Origin of the sequence: Geminocystis sp. NIES-3708 (assembly GCF_001548095.1) — a bacterium.
In the GTDB taxonomy this organism is placed as follows: domain Bacteria; phylum Cyanobacteriota; class Cyanobacteriia; order Cyanobacteriales; family Cyanobacteriaceae; genus Geminocystis.
Map to the genome: position 1 here is coordinate 1,026,109 of NZ_AP014815.1, position 14,179 is coordinate 1,040,287.

Annotated in this window: 15 protein-coding genes; 5 read left to right on the top strand and 10 right to left on the bottom strand. The window is 32.8% G+C overall.

Annotated features, from left to right (window positions below):
• The first annotated feature begins 106 nt into the window (after nt 1-106).
• Both GM3708_RS04470 and GM3708_RS04475 read left to right on the top strand, forming a co-directional pair.
• Nucleotides 107-2,317, top strand: coding sequence for a cation:proton antiporter (locus GM3708_RS04470; protein ID WP_066344447.1), 2,211 nt, complete (start codon nt 107-109; stop codon nt 2,315-2,317).
• 170 nt (nt 2,318-2,487) lie between these two features.
• The gene (locus GM3708_RS04475; protein WP_144439276.1) at nt 2,488-2,811 is read left to right on the top strand and encodes a hypothetical protein; all 324 of its coding nucleotides are present in this window, start codon (nt 2,488-2,490) and stop codon (nt 2,809-2,811) included.
• Nucleotides 2,812-2,846: 35 nt separating this feature from the next.
• On the opposite strand, the gene GM3708_RS04480 is transcribed toward GM3708_RS04475, so the two are convergent.
• From GM3708_RS04480 to petJ, 4 genes are all read right to left on the bottom strand, one after another.
• A complete protein-coding gene (locus GM3708_RS04480) occupies nt 2,847-4,226 on the bottom strand; it encodes a UDP-glucose/GDP-mannose dehydrogenase family protein (protein ID WP_066344450.1) in 1,380 nt (459 codons plus the stop codon).
• A gap of 83 nt (nt 4,227-4,309) precedes the next feature.
• Entirely contained in the window at nt 4,310-5,242 is a 933-nt protein-coding gene (locus GM3708_RS04485) for a UDP-glucuronic acid decarboxylase family protein (protein ID WP_066344452.1), read from the bottom strand.
• A 100-nt stretch (nt 5,243-5,342) separates the two neighbouring features.
• The gene (locus tag GM3708_RS04490) at nt 5,343-5,633 is read right to left on the bottom strand and encodes a DUF2288 domain-containing protein (RefSeq protein ID WP_066344454.1); all 291 of its coding nucleotides are present in this window, start codon (nt 5,631-5,633) and stop codon (nt 5,343-5,345) included.
• Nucleotides 5,634-5,759: 126 nt separating this feature from the next.
• Nucleotides 5,760-6,092, bottom strand: a complete 333-nt coding sequence (petJ, locus tag GM3708_RS04495; RefSeq protein WP_066344456.1) for a cytochrome c6 PetJ — start codon at nt 6,090-6,092, stop codon at nt 5,760-5,762.
• A gap of 220 nt (nt 6,093-6,312) precedes the next feature.
• On the opposite strand from petJ, the gene GM3708_RS04500 reads away from it, so the two are divergent.
• Complete coding sequence (locus tag GM3708_RS04500; protein WP_066344460.1) at nt 6,313-6,561, top strand: Ycf34 family protein; 249 nt, start codon at nt 6,313-6,315, stop codon at nt 6,559-6,561.
• A gap of 34 nt (nt 6,562-6,595) precedes the next feature.
• Here the strand turns inward: GM3708_RS04500 and ybeY are convergent, their stop codons facing one another.
• Genes ybeY through GM3708_RS04515 form a run of 3 tightly spaced genes read right to left on the bottom strand, consistent with a single transcriptional unit; the run spans nt 6,596 to nt 8,827 of the window.
• Nucleotides 6,596-7,114 (bottom strand): rRNA maturation RNase YbeY, encoded by a 519-nt coding sequence (gene ybeY / locus GM3708_RS04505; RefSeq protein WP_066344461.1) that lies wholly within the window; start codon nt 7,112-7,114, stop codon nt 6,596-6,598.
• 38 nt (nt 7,115-7,152) lie between these two features.
• A complete protein-coding gene (locus tag GM3708_RS04510) occupies nt 7,153-8,412 on the bottom strand; it encodes a glutamate-5-semialdehyde dehydrogenase (RefSeq protein ID WP_066344462.1) in 1,260 nt (419 codons plus the stop codon).
• Nucleotides 8,413-8,422: 10 nt separating this feature from the next.
• Nucleotides 8,423-8,827 carry a hypothetical protein gene (locus GM3708_RS04515; protein WP_066344463.1) on the bottom strand — a complete coding sequence of 135 codons (405 nt, stop codon included), beginning with the start codon at nt 8,825-8,827 and terminating at the stop codon, nt 8,423-8,425.
• Nucleotides 8,828-8,957: 130 nt separating this feature from the next.
• Between GM3708_RS04515 and GM3708_RS04520 the strand changes: the two genes are divergently transcribed.
• Nucleotides 8,958-9,512: a shikimate kinase gene (locus tag GM3708_RS04520; RefSeq protein ID WP_066344465.1), complete on the top strand. Its 555-nt coding sequence runs from the start codon at nt 8,958-8,960 to the stop codon at nt 9,510-9,512.
• A gap of 42 nt (nt 9,513-9,554) precedes the next feature.
• Here GM3708_RS04520 and GM3708_RS04525 read toward each other — a convergent pair whose 3' ends face one another.
• Nucleotides 9,555-10,250: a response regulator transcription factor gene (locus GM3708_RS04525; protein ID WP_066344467.1), complete on the bottom strand. Its 696-nt coding sequence runs from the start codon at nt 10,248-10,250 to the stop codon at nt 9,555-9,557.
• A 56-nt stretch (nt 10,251-10,306) separates the two neighbouring features.
• On the opposite strand from GM3708_RS04525, the gene GM3708_RS04530 reads away from it, so the two are divergent.
• Nucleotides 10,307-11,065: a PD-(D/E)XK nuclease family protein gene (locus GM3708_RS04530; RefSeq protein ID WP_066344468.1), complete on the top strand. Its 759-nt coding sequence runs from the start codon at nt 10,307-10,309 to the stop codon at nt 11,063-11,065.
• Between the two features lie 104 nt (nt 11,066-11,169).
• On the opposite strand, the gene typA is transcribed toward GM3708_RS04530, so the two are convergent.
• Nucleotides 11,170-12,963 (bottom strand): translational GTPase TypA, encoded by a 1,794-nt coding sequence (gene typA, locus GM3708_RS04535; RefSeq protein WP_066344470.1) that lies wholly within the window; start codon nt 12,961-12,963, stop codon nt 11,170-11,172.
• A gap of 151 nt (nt 12,964-13,114) precedes the next feature.
• Nucleotides 13,115-14,026: a cation diffusion facilitator family transporter gene (locus GM3708_RS04540; protein WP_066344473.1), complete on the bottom strand. Its 912-nt coding sequence runs from the start codon at nt 14,024-14,026 to the stop codon at nt 13,115-13,117.
• Nucleotides 14,027-14,179 lie beyond the last annotated feature (153 nt).

A 14,179-nucleotide genomic window follows, 5' to 3' on the forward strand; every position in this document is an offset into this window, starting at 1 on the left:
TGACTATTAAAAATTAGTAATAATTATCAAACTAATAGTTCAATTCATCGGTTTTTTGTCTCAACTTTATTCGTTATAATCAGAAAGAAAATTTTAAACAACTTCAATGACTGATTTAATCGCACTTTTTTCTGCCGCAGCCTTCGGAGGGTTGTTAGCTTCAATTTTAAAACAACCTGTTATCTTAGGATATTTATTAGCTGGAATTATTGTTGGTCCTTTTGAATTAGGATTAATTCATGATTATGAAATTGTAGAAACCATCGCCGAATTAGGTGTAACTTTCTTACTCTTTGCTATCGGTGTAGAATTTTCTTTTGCAGAGTTAAATAAGGTTAGAAATATTAGCTTAGGAGGTGGAGGTTTACAACTTGCCTTAACCATCGGCATCACTGCTTTTATTTCTTTTACAGTGGGATGGGTAGCATCTATTCCTGAAGGTATTTTTTTAGGGGAACTTTTATCTCTTTCTTCTACTGCTGTGGTGATTAAAGCTTTGATGGAATCCAATGAAACTGGGACTTCTCATGGTCAAGTTATGCTTGGTATCCTCATAGTTCAAGATTTAGCATTAGGTTTAATGTTAGCAGTATTACCTGCTTTAAATCAACCTATTGATGAAATTGGTATTGCTATTGGTGTTGCTTTACTCAAATTGGCTTTATTTGCTTTAGGTGCGATCGCCGTAGGTAAGTGGTTAATTCCACCATATTTAAAATTATTGGCAAAAACAGAAAGTAAGGAAATATTTTTATTAGGGGTGGTGGCTTTATGTTTATGTATTGCTTTATTAACAGGAGAAATCGGCTTATCAACTGAAATGGGTGCATTCGTAGCAGGTTTAATGATTTCTGAAGTGGAATATTCAGATCAAACCCTTGATTATGTTGAGCCTTTACGAGATATTTGTGCGGCGGCATTTTTCGTGTCCATCGGTATTTTAATTGATCCTGTATTCCTTTGGAATAATTTAGCTTTAATTTTAGGATTAGTATCCTTAGTATTTGTTGGTAAATCATTAATTATTACTCCTTTAGTTATACTATTTCGTTATCCTCTTAAAACTGCCTTGATAGCAGGATTCGGATTAGCCCAAATTGGAGAATTTTCTTTTGTTTTAGCCGATAAAGGTAGGGATTTTTCTTTGATTTCTAATGATATTTATATGTTAGTCTTAGGAACTACGGCGATGACTTTAGTTGTAACTCCTTTTGTACTCAAATTTTTACCCATTATCTTATCTGAGGCAGAATCTTCTCCTACTTTTGAAAATTGGTTTGCAACATTAGAAAAACCCATAGAAATTTCTGAAGAATCAACCTTTAAGAATCATGTTATTGTTTGTGGTTATGGAAGAGTTGGCAAAAATGTCGTTAAACTTTTATTAAATCAAGGACATAAAGTGTTAGTCATTGATCAATCTGAAGAAAAAATCAAAAAACTTAGGGACAAAAAAATACCTTATCTTTACGGTAGTGCCTCAAGTTTAGTGGTTTTGGAAAAAGCAGAAGTTTGTAGTGCCAAAGCTATGGCGATCGCCTTACCCGATTCCATGAGTTCAAGATTATGTGTCAAAAGAGCGTTACAAATTAATCCTGAATTAGATATGGTAGTACGGGCTAACGATGCAGAAGATATTGAAATGCTGTATCAACTAGGTGCAAAAGAGGTTATACAACCAGAGTTTGAAGCTAGTTTGGAACTTTCAGGACATTTACTAAGAGTATTAGGAGTATCAAAACTTATAATTCAACAAAAAATCCAAGAAATCAGGCAATCTCAATATCTTCAACTACAACCTGAACGCTCTGATGAAGAAATTTTAAGAGAACTAGAAGAAGCTGTCAGTACCATGAATAATAAATGGTACACTTTACCTGCAGAATCATCTTTAATTGGTATGACTCTGGAAAAAGCCCATGTGCGTCGCTTAACTGGAGTAAGTATCATTGAAATTAAACGCTCAAACGGCGAAAAATTAGACTACCCTCCTGCACAAACAGTTTTTGAAAAAGATGATAAATTATTGCTAGTAGGTGCACCAGAAGATTTTGAGGCTTTTGATTATTTAGCGAAAGAAAAAGTCATGTTACCGAAGGAAGGAGAATCCTGTCTTTGGGTATCAATACCTAAAAATAGTGATCTTGCCAGTCAAAAACTAGAGGAAATCAAACAACAAAAACAGTCTGGAGTTATTATTCAAGGCATTAGACGTAAAAATCAATATATTCGTTTTCCTGATGCGGAGAAGGATATTAAAGCTGGTGATAATATCTTATTATTCGGTAAATTAGATAAGCTAACTCAAATTAGTTAATTAATATAAAATAACAAGATTCTATACCGTCTCAGAAGACTTTATGGGCTTAGGTGGCGGTAGATAATTAGCAATGGATAAGAGTTTTTTTAATTTTTTACTAATTTTAAAAGATACAAGTTAAATGTGTTTTAGCGTATAATTTTTTCAAAATATTAAAAATGTTAAATATGTTTAAAAATCCCGTAATAATAATCATAATAATAATAAGCGTATTCTTTCCTATAAAAAGTTATAGTCAACAGACACAATCTTTAGGAATACAAGCTAACCGTTGTCGTTATTATTATATTCGTTCCCGTTCTGGAGATCATACTGCGAGAAACTTATTAATCTATAGAGAAGGTGACATCATTGATATAACTGGATTAAATAATTGTATTAATGTCATTGACAATTATCTTCAGCAAACTAATGTCACCCCAGAAGAAAAACAAGTATATGAAAACGTGAAAAATCATTTATCCTCTTGGCGTAATCAAATTAAAAATTAAGCCTTTCTTTATTACTTATTACTTATTAATATTAACTATCTTCCGATGCCTATATAATGAAAACCTGCTTCTTCGATGGCTTTACAATCAAGAAAATTACGCCCGTCAATGATAAGAGGATTTTTAACTAATTTTCTCATTTTGGATAAGTCAAGTTTTAAAAATTCTTGCCAGTCAGTGACTAACACCAAAGCGTCACAACCATCGGCTAACATCTCAGCATTACTTTCGATAATGACACCAGAAAGTCCATGACTTAAGCCTGTTTGGGATACGATAGGATCATAAGCTTTAACTTTAGCACCAAGACGATTTAATTCTTGGATGATATTCAACGCTGGTGCATCACGCATATCATCAGTATCAGGTTTAAAGGTTAACCCCAATAATCCCACTACTTTTCCTTTCAAGATTTTTAATTCATGTTGGAGTTTTTCGATAATAATTACTCTTTGACGCTCATTTACCTTCACTGCGGCATTCATTAATTCGGTTTCGTAGCCATAATCATGGGCAGTATGTATTAATGCTGACACATCTTTAGGAAAACATGATCCCCCCCAACCAATACCAGCTTGTAAAAATTTACTACCAATACGGGAGTCTAAACCAATACCTTGAGCTACCTGTGTCACGTCTGCTCCTACTCGATCGCAAATATTTGCCACTTCATTGATAAAACTGATTTTTGTGGCTAAGAAGGCATTTGCCGCATATTTAATCATTTCCGCCGAGCTTAAATCAGTTACAACTAAAGGTACTGGTGGTAAAGTATGATCATAGGAAAAACTACGATTAACTAAAGGCTCATATAATTCCTTCATCATAGCGATAGCTTTTTCACTACCACTACCTAAAACAATACGATCAGGATTAAAAGTGTCATAAACGGCACTACCTTCTCGCAAAAATTCGGGATTACTAACCACATCAAATATAGGAGTTGATTCTTCCGTCATCACAAAACCGTCTCCTAAAGTTTGGCTTTGTTTTTCTTTGAAACCATCTAAGACGATCATGCGTACCCAATCTCCTGAGCCAATGGGGACAGTTGATTTATTGACGATTACTTTATAACCACCGTTAAGATTATTACCAATCCCCCGTGCAACAGCTTCTACATAACGGGTATCACTTTCTCCTGTGGGTAAAGGTGGAGTGCCAACAGCGATAAATAAAATCTCACCATGATTCACTCCTGCACCCAAATCTGTAGTAAAATTTAACTTCCCACTATTCATACAAGAGTGCATCAATTCTGACAATCCTGGCTCATATATAGGGGATTGTCCTCGTTTCATTAGTTTTACTTTTTCTTCATTATTATCGACACATATTACATCATGACCAATATGAGCTAAACATACTCCTGTAACTAATCCGACATATCCAGTGCCAATGACACAAACACGCATAACTTTCTCCTTAATCAATAATTTTGTTAATAATCTAAATTAGTTAATTCTCTGGGTGAATGACATTCACCCCTAAAAATTGTCTAATTATTTTCAATACGACGACGAAAATCATCGATGGTGATTTTTAAACCCTCCACTAGAGGAATAGTAGGTTGCCAGTCTAAATAATGTTTTGCTTTGGTAATATCAGGCTGACGTTGTTTAGGATCGTCTTCTGGTAAAGGTTTGTAAACCAATTCAATGTCAGGATTTACCATTTCTTGGATAGTTTGTGCCAATTGTAAAATAGTATATTCCCCCGGATTTCCTAGGTTTATAGGACCAACATAATCATTATTCATTAAACGCATCAATCCTTCAACTAAGTCGGAAACATAGCAAAAACTACGGGTTTGTGAACCATCACCATATACTGTTAAGGGAATACCTCGAATAGCCTGAGCAATAAAATTACTAACAACACGTCCGTCTTTTTCTAGCATTCTAGCGCCATAAGTATTAAAAATTCTTGCTACTCGAATCTCTACTTTATGCTCACGATAATAGTCAAAAGTAAGAGTTTCTGCGACTCTTTTACCTTCATCATAACAACTACGAATCCCTATACAATTTACATTTCCTCTATATTCTTCAGGTTGAGGATGTACATCAGGATCTCCATAAACTTCAGATGTGGAGGCTAATAAAAATCTAGCTTTAACTCGTTTAGCTAACCCTAACATATTTAAAGTTCCCATTACGTTAACTTTTGTTGTTTTGACGGGATTAAATTGGTAATGAATGGGAGAAGCTGGACAAGCTAAATGATAAATTTGATCTACTTCTAACCTAATGGGTTCTGTAATATCATGACGAATTAGTTCAAAACGTGGGTTATTAAACCATTGCTCGATATTGCTTTTATTGCCTGTATAAAAGTTATCTAAACATAATACTTCATGACCTTGATTCATAAGACGATCAACAAGATGAGATCCTACAAATCCCGCACCACCTGTAACTAAAATTCTCATATAACCTAATCCAAGAATCTAAAATTAATCTATAAATTACCTTGTATAGGTTACTTTAGGCAAATTTTTTTGTGATTTTATCAAAAATTATTTTTGGTGGTTAAACGGAAGGAGAAATTAAAACAAAAGGTTGGACAATGATTGTATTGAATTGATAATCAGGTTTACTATTCCATAAACTTAATTGTTGAGTAGTCGGTTTTTGAATCAACTGCTCACTAATCCAATTTTCGACTAAATTTGTTTTATCTTCGGCGATGGCATAACCCACTTCAATTAAATCTAAATTTTGATCAACTACAATTAAAGCATCTCTTTGAGCATGAGGAATTAAATCTTTCCAATCCATTTGTGCTATTTGTTGTTGTAATTGTGTTTTTAAATTTGACATGAACAAACTTTGATTTTATTTGACCTTAAAATATTGTATCGAATATATCCCAAAGGTCATCAACTATTTTTTCTGAGTTGTTAATTGTTAATTGTTAATCGTTGATTATTAATTGTTAATTATTAATTATTTCCAACCATTATCAGCTTGAGAAAGAACATAAGTTGCTACATCTTCAATTTGTTCTGCTGTTAAACGTCCACTAAAAGAAGGCATTGCACCTTTACCTTTAGTTACTTGAGTTTTAATACTTTCTAAGCTATACATTTCGTATTTTTCTAAATCAGCTTTTTGTAGAGTTTTAGCTGCATTAACGACATTTTTACCACCCATGTGACAAGAAGCACAATTAGCACTAAAAATGGCAGCCCCATTAGCCGCATCAGCTAATGCTGGTGAACTAAAACTGAAAGTTGCAACGGTGATTAATAACAATATTAAACTAATAATTTTTTTCATTTTTAAGGTTTGAATAGTTTTCAATGATTCTCGTTTCTGATCTTCCTCAATTTGTTTTTTATTGTCAAATGACAGCCTGTCAAAGTTGGTTACATTTCTTAATATTTAAGTTAATAAATTACAAAAATAATAGACAAATAAAAATTGAAAAGTAAAATCTGTTAATTATAAAAAATTTGAGCTACATTTAATAAATAAGTAAGTTGACAGGAAAAAAATTATGTGTATTTGTGTTAACTGTTTATATGTAGATCGTTGTCATGCTTATTTTGCGGTAGAAGAGCAACATCAACAACCCCATCTAAACGAAAATCCTGATTTTGAGCCACTACAACCTTCTATTAATGTCAATATCCGTACTAAAGATAATTATATTGAGACTGAGTGGGATGTGGTTGGCTGTGAAAGTTTTATAGAAGAAATAGGTAAATGGGCAAAATTACGCCCCGGAGAAGCTATTCCGACTTAAAGTTGTGGGAAAGAAGAAAAATATGGATAATCCCTCAAAAGAAAAAATCAGCCACAGCAGGAGATTGTAAACCAATAGCATTAAGAAGAAACTCTTGTTGGGTGAGCATTTTTCTGAGAGAATCATCATCAGGATGATCCCAACCTAAAAGATGTAAAAAACCATGACTAGCTAACCATGCTAATTCCGTTTTGAGAGAATGCTGTTGTAATTGAGCTTGTTTTTGGGCAGTTTCCACCGACATAATAATATCCCCAAGGGTAACAGAATCCATCAAATCATGATCGGGAAAATCTGCTTCTAGGGCTGCAAAAGTTAATACATCAGTAGGTTGATTTTTATGGCGAAATTGAGTATTTAAACTTTGAATTTCTTTATCATCAGTTAGTAAAAGACTTATTTCATAAATTTTATCTTCATCGAAATCAATATCAACAAGATTTAACCATTTTTCAAACCATTTTTGCCACTGAGATTCACTTATTGGTGATTTTTGATCATTATCAGGAAAAAATAAATCTTCTACGTACAGTTCGAGTTCATATTTTGTCATAATTTTATTTATCCCAGAATTTTATCATTGCTAATTGTTTAAATTTCTCCGTCGCCAACAACAATTTGTTTAAGGGTAGTGAAGGTTTCAAGACTAATTAATCCTCGTCGATTTCCTTTTTGATTAGATACACCTAAAAAAATGGAATTACTACCTTGTAAATAACGATAAAAACGAGGAGAAGTATTAATATAAATCAATGCACTATCTATTTCCATCGCAAAAATTCGCCCTTCTTGATAAGATTCTGTAACTAAACAATCAGCATGACCACTACTATATTCATTAATCCAAGCAATGGCATCATTTAAGTTATCCACAAAACGAAAAGCAATGGTTTTATTAAGAAAAGGTTGATTCCATTGATTTGGTTTAATTAAAGTTAGATATTCAGGAAATTCTTTAACTAAAGATTCATCGGCGACAAGGTTAAATTTTTGTTCTTTAAGATGGTTAAATAATCTGATAATAGAATTAGGTTTTTGTTGTTTATTGATTAAAACCTTTTCAATGGCATTAACTTGATCAGGTATTGTGTTGTAACTATCAACAATTACATGGCGAACTAAATCTAAATCATGACATAATGACCAATATAAAGAACAATTACCCATAGCAGATTTTAACACTGGTGCGGTTGCTATATGAGTGACTTTATGAATTAAACTTGGTCGTCCATAGGGAATAATTAAGTTGAGATATTGATCTTGAGTGACTAGTTCTTCCATAGAATATCCTTCTTCTGGCGGCAAAAATTGTACACACGACGGTGGGAAATTAGCCTCTTCTAAGGCAACTTGTAAAACTTGAACAATAATAGAATTAGTATTACTAGCTTCACTACTACCTTTTAAAATTAAACTGTTGCCCGTTTTGATGGTTAATCCTGCGATAATTATTGCTAATTCTGGTAAGGCTTCGTAAATAAAAGCAATAACTCCTAAAGGCATCAACTGCGAGTAATTCTGACAGTAAGTAACTTGATAAGGAGAATTGATAACTTTTTGAAAAGGATCTGGTAAATCTGCTAGAGTTTTAAGTATTTCTAAAGTCGATTTCAGTCTTTGAGGAGTCAACTTCAACCATTCTAAGATTAGATTGGGCACTGCCATTTCTTTGCTGATTTCTAAATCCAAAGTATTAGCCTGTAAAATATCATCAAAGCATTCTTCAAGTTTTTGCACCATTCGTAATACAGCTTGAGAGCGTTCAATTCCTTTGATACTACTCATTTGTAAAAATGCTTGATGGGCTTGATATAGGATTTGAGAAATAGATTGTATAGAATTTTGACTCATATTGTTGATGTTAACGACGAAAGGCGAACCAAATAGACAAAGATAGTAATATCAAGATTAAACTTATAATGGTAACAAAAATTAAGTTTATTCCTATATTTAAAGTCATTAATATGGGAGTGGATATCAAAATAAAAAAACTTAAACAAATAACACCCCATAAAAAATAGTTTTCTTGCCACGGCTTTTTTGTCGAAATCCAGCGTTTTCCATTCCAACGCCATCTTTTTTTATAAGGATAAGTGGGGTTTAATTGCTCTATATATCCATCTTTTTCAGCTACTACAAAAATTTGTTGACAACGATCGCAACCCATAGCTTCGGTTAATATAATAGGTAACAATATTCCTTTGCGACGACAAGGGCAAGGATATTGACAGTTTAAATCAATGGGATGGTTTTTTCCTAAGGGCACAATAACAAGTAAAAGAAACTGAATATTAACTACATTATAAGCAGTTGAGAGTTAATCATAGTCGCAGTTGACAGTTGACAGTTGACAGTTGACAATAATCAAATATCAAAGATTAATAAATTCATTATAGATGAAAAATATTTTAAGAGGTTTAAACGTTTATTTAATTGGTATGATGGGATCAGGTAAAAGCACCATCGGAAAAATATTAGCAGAAAGATTACATTATCGTTTTTTAGACACTGATGAGATGATCGAAAAAATAAGTCATAAAACGATTAATCAAATTTTTGCAGAAGAAGGTGAAGCCAGTTTTCGTAAATTAGAAAGTGCTATTTTACAAGAGATTTCTGCTTATATTCGCACTGTTATCGCTACGGGAGGTGGAATTATTTTATGTCAAGACAACTGGAGTCACTTAAGAGATGGTATGGTTATTTGGTTAGATGCACCAATCAACCTTTTAGTCGAAAGATTAGCGGATGATAATACTCGTCCTTTATTACATCAAGAAGATTTAACTATAAAATTGACGAAATTACGACAACAAAGAGAATCTTTATATCAACAAGCGGATATTATTCTTCCCATCACTGATAATGACACCCCTGAAGATATTGTCGAAAAATTGCTTCAAGAAATTCCTCTCCATGTTAAACCAGAGTTTAATCCCGAATTAAATTAAAGATTATTAATTGATAATCACTGAATATTTTTCAAATCTTGGTTAATCTGTTAAACCATGCTTCAAAGCAAATCTGACTAATTCAGTACGACTGTTTGTACCAGTTTTGCTGAAAAGACGACTAACATATTTTTCGACATTTCTGACACTGGTTTCCAGAGTTTTAGCAATTTCTTTATTCATCAAGCCTTGTGCTACTAAGTCTAATACACTTTGTTCTCTTGGTGTTAAATCAATAGCCATCGGTAATTCTGTAATGGTAAACTTAGAACTATTTTCTAATTTATCTTTGATGTCTTTCACATCTTTGACTAATTCCTCTAATTGCATATTACCTTCTACATTCTCCTGCTGACTTCTTTTTTTCTCTAGTAAATTTCTAACAATTGCTTCTAATTCATCAGCATCAAATGGTTTTGGTAAATACGCATCACATCCTGCGGTATATCCTTCTATTCGATCAGTTGTCATTCCTTTTGCAGTCAGAAAAACTACAGGCACAGAGCGAAAGCGAATATCTTCTTTTAATTGTGCTAAAAATTGTAAGCCGTTAACTTCTGGCATCATAATATCAGAAATAATTAAATCAGGAGTGTTTAGTTCTAATTTTTGCCACGCTTCCTTGGCGTTACTAGCAACATCTACTTCCCAATTTTCGTTATAATTTAAGTATGCTTGTACTGATTCTCTGATTCCTGGCTCATCATCCACTAATAATATTTTTTCTATTTCTGACATAAGGATTATTAATAGTAAGTTTATATAAAATTATCTAATTTTCAGTATATTGCTTTATGACATCACATTGGCACTTATCCCAGAATCATTTAAACATCTTAGAAACTTGTCCACCCATATTTCAAAAAATTTATTTACAACAATTAAAAAGTCCTTTTAATGTTATTCAAGAAGAAAAAACCCAATGGGGAAAGCAATTTCATCTGTTAATGCAGCAACATAATTTAGGTTTATCTATCGAGGAAATTCACACAGATAATGAAGAGTTAAAAATTTCGGTTAAGGCTTTAATTAATGCCACGGCAAATATTTGGAATTCTGAGGATATTTTTGAAAAAAGAGCTGAATTTCAGGTTAATCACACCATCAAAAACTTTTTATTTACTTCGGTATATGATTTATTGATTTTGTATAAGAATAAAGCGGTAATTTTTGATTGGAAAACTTACTTAAAACCGCAAAACGAACAAACATTAATTAATAATTGGCAAACAAAATTATATTTATATATCTTAGCAGAAAAACTTAACTATAAACCTCATCAAATTTCTTTTACTTACTGGTTTGTAAAGATACCTAATGAGCCTCAAAAATACACAATTAAATATAATAAAACTAAACATGAGCAAACAAAAAAAGAATTACATATTTTATTAGAAAAATTAGATTATCTAACCAGAGAATATGTAGAAAATAAAGTTAATTTTCCTCACCATCAAAACTGTAATAATTGTCCTTATCGTCATAATTTTCCTAATTTATTAACAGAATTAGAATTAGCTCAAAATTTACCAACTTCTCTTGATGAAATATAGTCAAGGGCAAAGTGCAAAATAAAATATAAAGTATAAAAAAGGTGAGCATTTACCCACCCGTAATTCATAATTTATGATTCTTAATTCCTAATTCCTCATTATTTTTAGCGTTTAGCTAATTTTTTACTAGGCAATTTTCGTAAGCGGATAGATTCAGGAGTAATTTCTACTAATTCATCAGAGCCAATGTATTCTAATGCTCTTTCCAAACTCATTTCAATAGGTGCTTGTAGTTGTACTAACTCATCACCAGTTGCAGAACGATGGTTTGTTAGCTGTTTGGTTTTACAAACATTAATTTCTACATCCTGTGCACGATTACTTTCACCGATAATCATACCCTTATAAACTTTTGTACCCGGATGAATAAAGAAAACACCTCTGTCTTCAGCATTTTTCATGGCGTAGAAAGTAGAAACTCCTTCTTCAAAAGAAGTTAGTACACCATTATAACGAGTTTCCAAATCACCAACTAAGGGGCGATATTCATGAAAACTATGATTCATAATACCTTCACCTTTGGTTATACGAATAAAGTCACCACGAAAACCAATTAAACCTCGTGCAGGTACAATAAATTCTAATTGAGTACGTCCATTACCGCTAGATTGCATATCCTGCATTTCTGCTTTACGTTGCCCTAAACGCTCAATACAAGCACCTTGGGCTTCTTCTGGTACGTCTAAAACGAGGTATTCAAAAGGTTCGTAAGGTTGTCCGTTGACTTCACGATAGATTACTTGAGGTTGAGATACTTGAAACTCGAATCCTTCCCGACGCATATTCTCAATGAGAATCCCTAAATGTAATTCACCACGTCCAGAAACTACAAATTGTTCTGCTGACTCACCATCTTCAACTCTCAAGGCTACATTAGTTTGAAGCTCTTTATCAAGACGATCACGAATTTGACGAGATGTTACAAATTTACCTTCTTGACCTGCAAAAGGAGAATTATTTACAGAAAATGTCATACGTAAGGTCGGTTCATCGACTTTAATCAATGGTAACGCTTGAGGTTCAGTAGGACAAGTTATGGTCTCACCGATATTCGCATCGGCAAAACCTGCTACGGCTACGATAAAACCAGCACTAGCTTCTTGTAATTCTACTCGTTGTAAGCCTTCAAAACCTAGCAATTTACTGATACGAGCTTTAACAATACTACCATCTTCTTTAATTAAAGCAGCTTGTTGTCCTGCCTGAATTGTTCCATTATGAATTTTGCCGATTACAATACGTCCTAAATATTCGGAATAGTCAAGGGTAGTAACTTGTAATTGTAAAGGTTTAGTAGGATCACCTGCTGGGGGTGGAACATGACCTAAAATAGCTTCAAATAAGGGTTGCATATCGACACCCTCATCTTCAATGTTATTTTTGGCATAGCCACTAATACCCGATGCGTAAAGGGTAGTAAAATCACACTGATCATCATCTGCACCTAGTTCTACAAATAAGTCAAATACTTTATCTACTGCCTTATCTGGCTCGGAACGGGGACGATCTATTTTATTAACTACAACAATGGGACGTAAACCTTTTTCGAGAGCTTTTTTTAGTACAAAACGGGTTTGAGGCATCGGTCCTTCGTTGGCATCTACGATTAAAATACAACCGTCAACCATTCCTAAAACTCGTTCAACTTCACCGCCAAAGTCAGCGTGTCCGGGGGTATCAACTATATTAATTAATGTTTCTTTATAACGTACTGCTGTATTTTTTGAAAGAATGGTAATTCCTCTTTCTCTTTCAATATCATTGGAGTCCATTACACAGGTAGGCACTTCTTCACCTTCTCGGAAGATACCAGACTGTTTTAATAGTGCATCAACGAGGGTTGTTTTGCCGTGATCAACGTGGGCAATAATCGCAAGATTGCGAATGGGGAGAGACATAAATCTGTTAATTTAATGTAATGATTATTTATAGTTCCCTTAATTCTAACTGATTATTGTTATTTTTTATTAATTTTTGTTTTTATTTCTTGATTTTTGAGCTAAATTCATGTAATTCTTCTTAGTGCTTAGTAAAAAATTAACATTAATCTTATTCATAGCTAATTTGCGGGGATTGATACTCTAAAGGTTCGACATGAATTAAGATTCTGACAGGGGCAAATTTAGCTTCTAATTTAGCTTCTACTTCTTCAGTTATATCATGGGCAGTTTTTACATTTTCACTATCCACAATTAAGTGCATTTCTATAAATACTTGTCTGCCTAATAATCCTCTCGATGCTATATTATGACAGTTAACTACTCCGGGTACTTCTATCACTATTTGATGAATTAATTCGGGAGCGATAGCCATTTCATCTACTAACCATGGTAAGTTACTTTTCAAAACTTGCCAACCACTTTTTAATACTAGAAAAGCCACAGGAAATGCTAGTAAATAATCAAGAGATTTTAACATCGGTAAATTCCAATTTTCTGCTTGCCAAGCAGCTATTAAACCTAATAATACAGATATTGTTACCCAAATATCACTCATGGTATGAGTTGCATCAGCAATTAAAATATTACTGCCTATTTTTTCTCCCACACTACGCTCATAAAAAGCTACGAAAATATTGATACCTAAAATAAGAATTAAAACCCATAATTCACTTCCTGCAATATTAACAGGATCACCACCAAAAAAAATTCTATTTAATGCCGAAGTTACAATCTCAAAACAGGCAATACCTAAAAATGCAGCGATACCCAAAGCACCAATAGCTTCAAATTTATGATGCCCATATGGATGATCTCGATCAGGAATTGGGGAAGAAAGTTGATTCGTCACTAAACCTAAAACATTATTAGCACTATCGGTTACACTATGTAAAGCATCTGCTTGTAAACTTAATGAACCAGTCATGACACCAACCACTGCTTTTAATGCTAAAACCACAAGATTTAAAATTAAAGTAATTATTAATACTTGACGAACTTTTTGACGCTTATCTTGAGCCATAATGGATAATAATTAATTAACAATTGATAATTAATAATGAGAATTAGTAACTAAAATTTTATTATAAATCTTTTTAATTTTAAACACTATTAATTTTTGTAAATTTAGAAAAAATAATATTTACATTTAACTTGAATATTTTATTTTAAAAGA

What these genes read in the sequence shown, in the direction of transcription:
- GM3708_RS04470 (WP_066344447.1), top strand. Translation starts at nt 107, where the DNA reads ATGACTGATTTAATCGCACTTTTTTCTGCCGCAGCCTTCGGAGGGTTG.
- ybeY (WP_066344461.1), bottom strand. Translation starts at nt 7,114, where the DNA reads ATGACAAAATATGAACTCGAACTGTACGTAGAAGATTTATTTTTTCCT.
- GM3708_RS04480 (WP_066344450.1), bottom strand. Translation starts at nt 4,226, where the DNA reads ATGCGTGTTTGTGTCATTGGCACTGGATATGTCGGATTAGTTACAGGA.
- GM3708_RS04485 (WP_066344452.1), bottom strand. Translation starts at nt 5,242, where the DNA reads ATGAGAATTTTAGTTACAGGTGGTGCGGGATTTGTAGGATCTCATCTT.
- GM3708_RS04490 (WP_066344454.1), bottom strand. Translation starts at nt 5,633, where the DNA reads ATGTCAAATTTAAAAACACAATTACAACAACAAATAGCACAAATGGAT.
- GM3708_RS04525 (WP_066344467.1), bottom strand. Translation starts at nt 10,250, where the DNA reads ATGTCAGAAATAGAAAAAATATTATTAGTGGATGATGAGCCAGGAATC.
- GM3708_RS04540 (WP_066344473.1), bottom strand. Translation starts at nt 14,026, where the DNA reads ATGGCTCAAGATAAGCGTCAAAAAGTTCGTCAAGTATTAATAATTACT.
- GM3708_RS04500 (WP_066344460.1), top strand. Translation starts at nt 6,313, where the DNA reads ATGTGTATTTGTGTTAACTGTTTATATGTAGATCGTTGTCATGCTTAT.
- GM3708_RS04520 (WP_066344465.1), top strand. Translation starts at nt 8,958, where the DNA reads ATGAAAAATATTTTAAGAGGTTTAAACGTTTATTTAATTGGTATGATG.
- GM3708_RS04510 (WP_066344462.1), bottom strand. Translation starts at nt 8,412, where the DNA reads ATGAGTCAAAATTCTATACAATCTATTTCTCAAATCCTATATCAAGCC.
- GM3708_RS04530 (WP_066344468.1), top strand. Translation starts at nt 10,307, where the DNA reads ATGACATCACATTGGCACTTATCCCAGAATCATTTAAACATCTTAGAA.
- petJ (WP_066344456.1), bottom strand. Translation starts at nt 6,092, where the DNA reads ATGAAAAAAATTATTAGTTTAATATTGTTATTAATCACCGTTGCAACT.
- GM3708_RS04475 (WP_144439276.1), top strand. Translation starts at nt 2,488, where the DNA reads ATGTTTAAAAATCCCGTAATAATAATCATAATAATAATAAGCGTATTC.
- typA (WP_066344470.1), bottom strand. Translation starts at nt 12,963, where the DNA reads ATGTCTCTCCCCATTCGCAATCTTGCGATTATTGCCCACGTTGATCAC.